Source organism: Candidatus Endomicrobiellum cubanum (assembly GCF_031278955.1).
In the GTDB taxonomy this organism is placed as follows: domain Bacteria; phylum Elusimicrobiota; class Endomicrobiia; order Endomicrobiales; family Endomicrobiaceae; genus Endomicrobiellum; species Endomicrobiellum cubanum.
This window is the reverse complement of record NZ_JAITJM010000005.1, coordinates 1-4240: the sequence shown is the minus strand read 5'-3', so window position 1 is coordinate 4240 and position 4240 is coordinate 1. Positions and strand designations below refer to the sequence as shown.

The 4240-nt window shown below is 30.4% G+C and carries 8 protein-coding genes and 1 pseudogene; 8 read left to right on the top strand and 1 reads right to left on the bottom strand.

What is annotated here, in order from left to right; all coding sequences use genetic code 11:
• Positions 1-117 (bottom strand): annotated as a pseudogene (locus tag LBD57_RS00425) (IS110 family transposase); the annotation flags it as partial.
• Positions 118-830: 713 nt separating this feature from the next.
• Here LBD57_RS00425 and LBD57_RS00420 point away from each other — a divergent pair.
• The 8 genes from LBD57_RS00420 (at position 831) to LBD57_RS00385 (ending at position 4073) form a co-directional block, all read left to right on the top strand.
• The gene (locus LBD57_RS00420; RefSeq protein ID WP_373469380.1) at positions 831-1298 is read left to right on the top strand and encodes a hypothetical protein; all 468 of its coding nucleotides are present in this window, start codon (positions 831-833) and stop codon (positions 1296-1298) included.
• A gap of 23 nt (positions 1299-1321) precedes the next feature.
• Positions 1322-1555 (top strand): hypothetical protein, encoded by a 234-nt coding sequence (locus tag LBD57_RS00415; protein ID WP_373469379.1) that lies wholly within the window; start codon positions 1322-1324, stop codon positions 1553-1555.
• Positions 1556-1584: 29 nt separating this feature from the next.
• Positions 1585-1842: a hypothetical protein gene (locus tag LBD57_RS00410; protein WP_373469378.1), complete on the top strand. Its 258-nt coding sequence runs from the start codon at positions 1585-1587 to the stop codon at positions 1840-1842.
• 330 nt (positions 1843-2172) lie between these two features.
• Positions 2173-2565 carry a hypothetical protein gene (locus LBD57_RS00405; RefSeq protein ID WP_373469377.1) on the top strand — a complete coding sequence of 131 codons (393 nt, stop codon included), beginning with the start codon at positions 2173-2175 and terminating at the stop codon, positions 2563-2565.
• Positions 2566-2570: 5 nt separating this feature from the next.
• A complete protein-coding gene (locus LBD57_RS00400) occupies positions 2571-3140 on the top strand; it encodes a hypothetical protein (protein WP_373469376.1) in 570 nt (189 codons plus the stop codon).
• A 1-nt stretch (position 3141) separates the two neighbouring features.
• Positions 3142-3267, top strand: coding sequence for a hypothetical protein (locus LBD57_RS00395; protein WP_373469375.1), 126 nt, complete (start codon positions 3142-3144; stop codon positions 3265-3267).
• Between the two features lie 76 nt (positions 3268-3343).
• On the top strand, positions 3344-3907 hold the full coding sequence (locus LBD57_RS00390) for a class IV adenylate cyclase (protein WP_373469374.1): 564 nt from the start codon (positions 3344-3346) through the stop codon (positions 3905-3907).
• 40 nt (positions 3908-3947) lie between these two features.
• Positions 3948-4073, top strand: coding sequence for a hypothetical protein (locus LBD57_RS00385; RefSeq protein ID WP_373469373.1), 126 nt, complete (start codon positions 3948-3950; stop codon positions 4071-4073).
• Positions 4074-4240 lie beyond the last annotated feature (167 nt).

Genomic DNA, 4240 nt, shown 5'->3' with positions numbered 1-4240 from the left:
ATGTATATTTTTAGCAATCATCATATTCAAGATAATTATTAGTTTTCTCATCAACGCTGTTAAGGCAACCTTTCTCGGTTTACCATTGAGAACTAAGCGTTTATAAAAATCCTTCAGCTAGCCATCACTGCGAGCACAATTCATCGCGACTATCCTAGTGCGGTGGTCTCACTATTTCTCGGTTTTTCTCTTGTTTCTTATAAACAAAAGATCTTTTTAATGTTAATACTCTTTGAAAATCCATATAAGCGACTAAGGAATCTGATTTTCATGTAACGCATTAATTAGCCTTTTACTATAGCAGCCGGTTGATTCCATACATACTATTTCTGGAGCATAACCGCTTAATTTACAGATTAACTTTTAACTTTTTGTGTCCTGATTCATTGACCTAATAAATGATTATTTGTAGATAAAAACTTATTGAAAATAGTATAATTTTAGATAGTAATATTTAATAGTTATCTTTTTAAAAAATACTCTACACTAAAAACAAGCAAGTAAAAATTCGTTTTATACGGGGATTATCATAAAAGAGATTACAAAAGTAACCATGCACCAGATAATCCAGATAAAGTCCAAAATCTTGCTTGCCAATGGATAAGTTCTAATGAACAAAACATTAATCAGACAAAATTTTTTTTACTTTATCTTGACTATGATTATTTATTAGTATAGAGGGCACGCAGGTGTAGAGGAAACTTTATGCTTGAGTGCCTAAAATGGTGCGCAAAGGGCTTAGTAAAGCTCAATCAAGACGGTTTTTAGGATTCCGTGAAAAGTTCAATTTCAAAATATCCAATCCTCAGTTTTAAAAGGCTGGGGAGCTTATGGTGCATGTTCAGGATTTATTTTTTACATCTAAAGACCATAAGAGTCATCTCTTGATTGATTTTACTACTCCCCTGCCGCCATGTTCGGGTGGCTTTTCTATTGTTATTTTAGTTTTTTTACACAAAAGCAATTGTCTTAATGGAGTGAAAATCAGTATGTCTAATATTTATATTTCGATAGATGGTGTTGATGGTGTTGGCAAGACAACAGTTGCTCAGACATTTGTGCGTAAGTCGATTCTTTTCGAATTATATTCAAGTCCGGGGACTCTGTTTAAAGAAATAAGAAAAGAGGTTGATGATTTAAATAATATTATCGGGAGGTATGCGTTTTACACTCTATCCTGTATTAATGACTGCAAAAATATTTCTAACTTACTCCAATATTCAAATGTGATATCTGATAGATCATTTATTTCAACCACAGTGTATCATTCTGTATTAAATAATAATATTAAAATATAAATAAATTTGTATTGGAGAGTGGTTTGATTTTAAAACCACACAAGTCAATTCTGTTATTAGCTAAAAAGGAAACAAGGATATTAAGATTAGGATTTAGAAAAAATTCTGGAACAGATATTGTTGGTATTGATGATAATCAAGAATTACAAGAAAGAATTCAAGAAGAATATAAAAAACAAGATAACTTAATTTGGATTGAGACAGATAACCGATTACCTGAGGATATTGTTACAGAAATCTTAACAATTATATTGTAATCATAAAGAGCGTATTAAAGGCTATATGTATGATTAGTAAGTATATAGATTGGAACGAGTTAAGTTCATTTTTAGATACTTGGAACCAGTTAGGTGGGTCTCATGAGATAGAGTTGTCAGCACAAGAGCCACTGCTATATCGTTATGATAATTATAATATAGTGGACTTAGTTAGATTGTTTAATAATAAAGGTTTTGTGGTATCTATCACTACAAATGGACAGTTATTGTATAAATATTACAAAAAGTTAAGACCAGCAGGATTAAGTTTATTACGAATTAGTTGACAATCTACTATTCCAGAAATTTTTAAAGATATCTCTGGAGGACACGGAAATTATGAAAAATTTCTGGAAGGTTTTGAAGGTGCAATTCAATCGAATATTAAAGTAAAAATCAATAGGACTTTATTAAAAGGATATACAGAGGATATACCAAACCAACTAGAATTTGTTAGAAAGCATAATTTAAACATCAAGTTCTATGAATTATTACCTAATGTTAGAGATATCTTTTTTCAGTTATATTTCCAATCGCATTATGATATTATAGAGCAATATATTTTACCGATTACTGAAAATATAATGTATTTGGATAATAAATTATCTCGTAATAGAATGAGGTATTTATTAAAAGATGGTGGCTGTGTTGAAATTAAACTGAATCCGGAAGCAAAGAAAAATGAATCAAAATTATGTAATATATGTCCTATAAAAATGAAATGTGGGGAGACAGTTGGCGACTATGCTCGTCTTGATACATCACTAGATTTATATTTATGCTACGAAAATAAGAATATTAAATTTAATGTTATAAATTTAGATAAAAATATATTCGAGTTTAAAACGTATATTATTGAAATGTTTGGCGTTGGCAAAGCATTTGAGGAAATAATTGGGAATTTAAAACTTAGAATTACTACTAATACCAATTGTTGTTTTAATTGTCGTTATCCAGAAACAACTCGTTCTTGGTGTGTTGAGCGATTCTATGGCAATATTATGGATTAGAAAAAATGGGCAAAGAAATAGAAGCAAGATATTTAGATGTAAATCCAAATAAGATAAAAAATCTTTTAGAAAAAAATAATTTTAAATGTGTTGTTCCAAAGTTTTTAATGAAAAGAAAAACTTTTGGTTTTTATGATATTCCTAAAGCTGGACAAAAATGGGGTAGAGTTAGGCAGGAGTATGATAAAATAACAATGACTATTAAAAAAGTGACTGGGGCAACTATCCATGATGTCCATGAATGGGAGGTGATAGTGAACGACTTTGATAAAGCCTCTGAATTTTTAGTTGCTAGTGGAGCGTATGAAAAATCATATCAAGAGAATATCCGAGAGGTCTGGAAAGATACCTCAGAGTTAGTAGAAATAAGTTTTGATACTTGGCCTAGGCTAAATACTTTTGTTGAAATAGAAGCCGCAACAGAAGAATTGGTAAAATCAACCTCTAAAAAGCTTGGGCTAGATATTCAGCAAGCAATATACGGTGGTGTTGATATAGCATATGAAAAATGTTTTGGTATCGATAGAGAAAAGATAAATGCAATGAAATTTATAACTTTTGATAGGTTTGAATAGTATGAATTGGTTAGATATTTATAAAGCGAAAATAGGTGAAGAGCCAGATATAGATACTTATATTAAGAAGAAAATTGAACGTAAGAAGCGATTGCTAAACTTAATAGCAAAATATTCTAAGTGTTAGATTTACTATGCAGCAATAATGGAAATCTTATTATAGAAAGTATTTAGATAAGTGCCATATATAAATAAAAAGAAATATGAATGATACACGAATTGAATGGGAAGTGAAATTTTTAGAAATATCAGAAAAAGATATTATTAATAAATTGGAAGAAGTGGGTGCGGTCTTTGTTGGAGAGTGGGCGCAGATTAGAAATGTTTATCATATTGACCAAAAAAATAAGAAAAAATGGATTCGCCTCAGAACGAATGGAGAGGAAACAACACTGGCGATAAAAGAAATAAAATCCGATTTAGTAGATGGAGTTCAAGAAATTGAAGTTACAGTTTCAAATTTTGAGGATACAAATCTAATTTTAAATCACTTAGGATATGTGGCAACAAGTAGAGAAGAAAATAGGAGGAAAAAGTATTATTTAGACAATGTAGAAATAGATATAGATACATGGCCGTTGATTCCTAGTTATTTAGAAATTGAGGGTAAGGACGAAATAAGCATTAAAGATGCTTGTGTGAAGTTAGGACTAGATTATGCAAATAGTTGTACATTTAGTACTCAGTATATATATGAAAATATATATAAAATAGAAGTAGAAAAAATTAAAAACTTAGTATTTCAATTGAACAAAATAAATAATTAGATCAGGAAAAAAAAATTTATTAAACCATATTGCTTACAATGTGCCGCTGCTTGCGCCTTTATTTTGGCAAGAAGTTGGCTTTGTGACGATGGCTAGAGTTGGCAAGTCGGATGCAAAGTTGGAAATCCTTGAAATTCGTCCTTGCGATGCGGTTAAGTTTTTTTGAAAGGTTTTTCCATAACTACTAATTCCTGAGCATGAAGTTAAACTGCTCTTTTTTTATTACTCGGATTACTTACTTGACGGTAAGACTAAAGACTTAGATCAAATTAAGTTCTTAGCAGGCGTTAGTGCTAATCTGTAGTTTTCTCTCTAAAAAGAGCCTTGTACTAG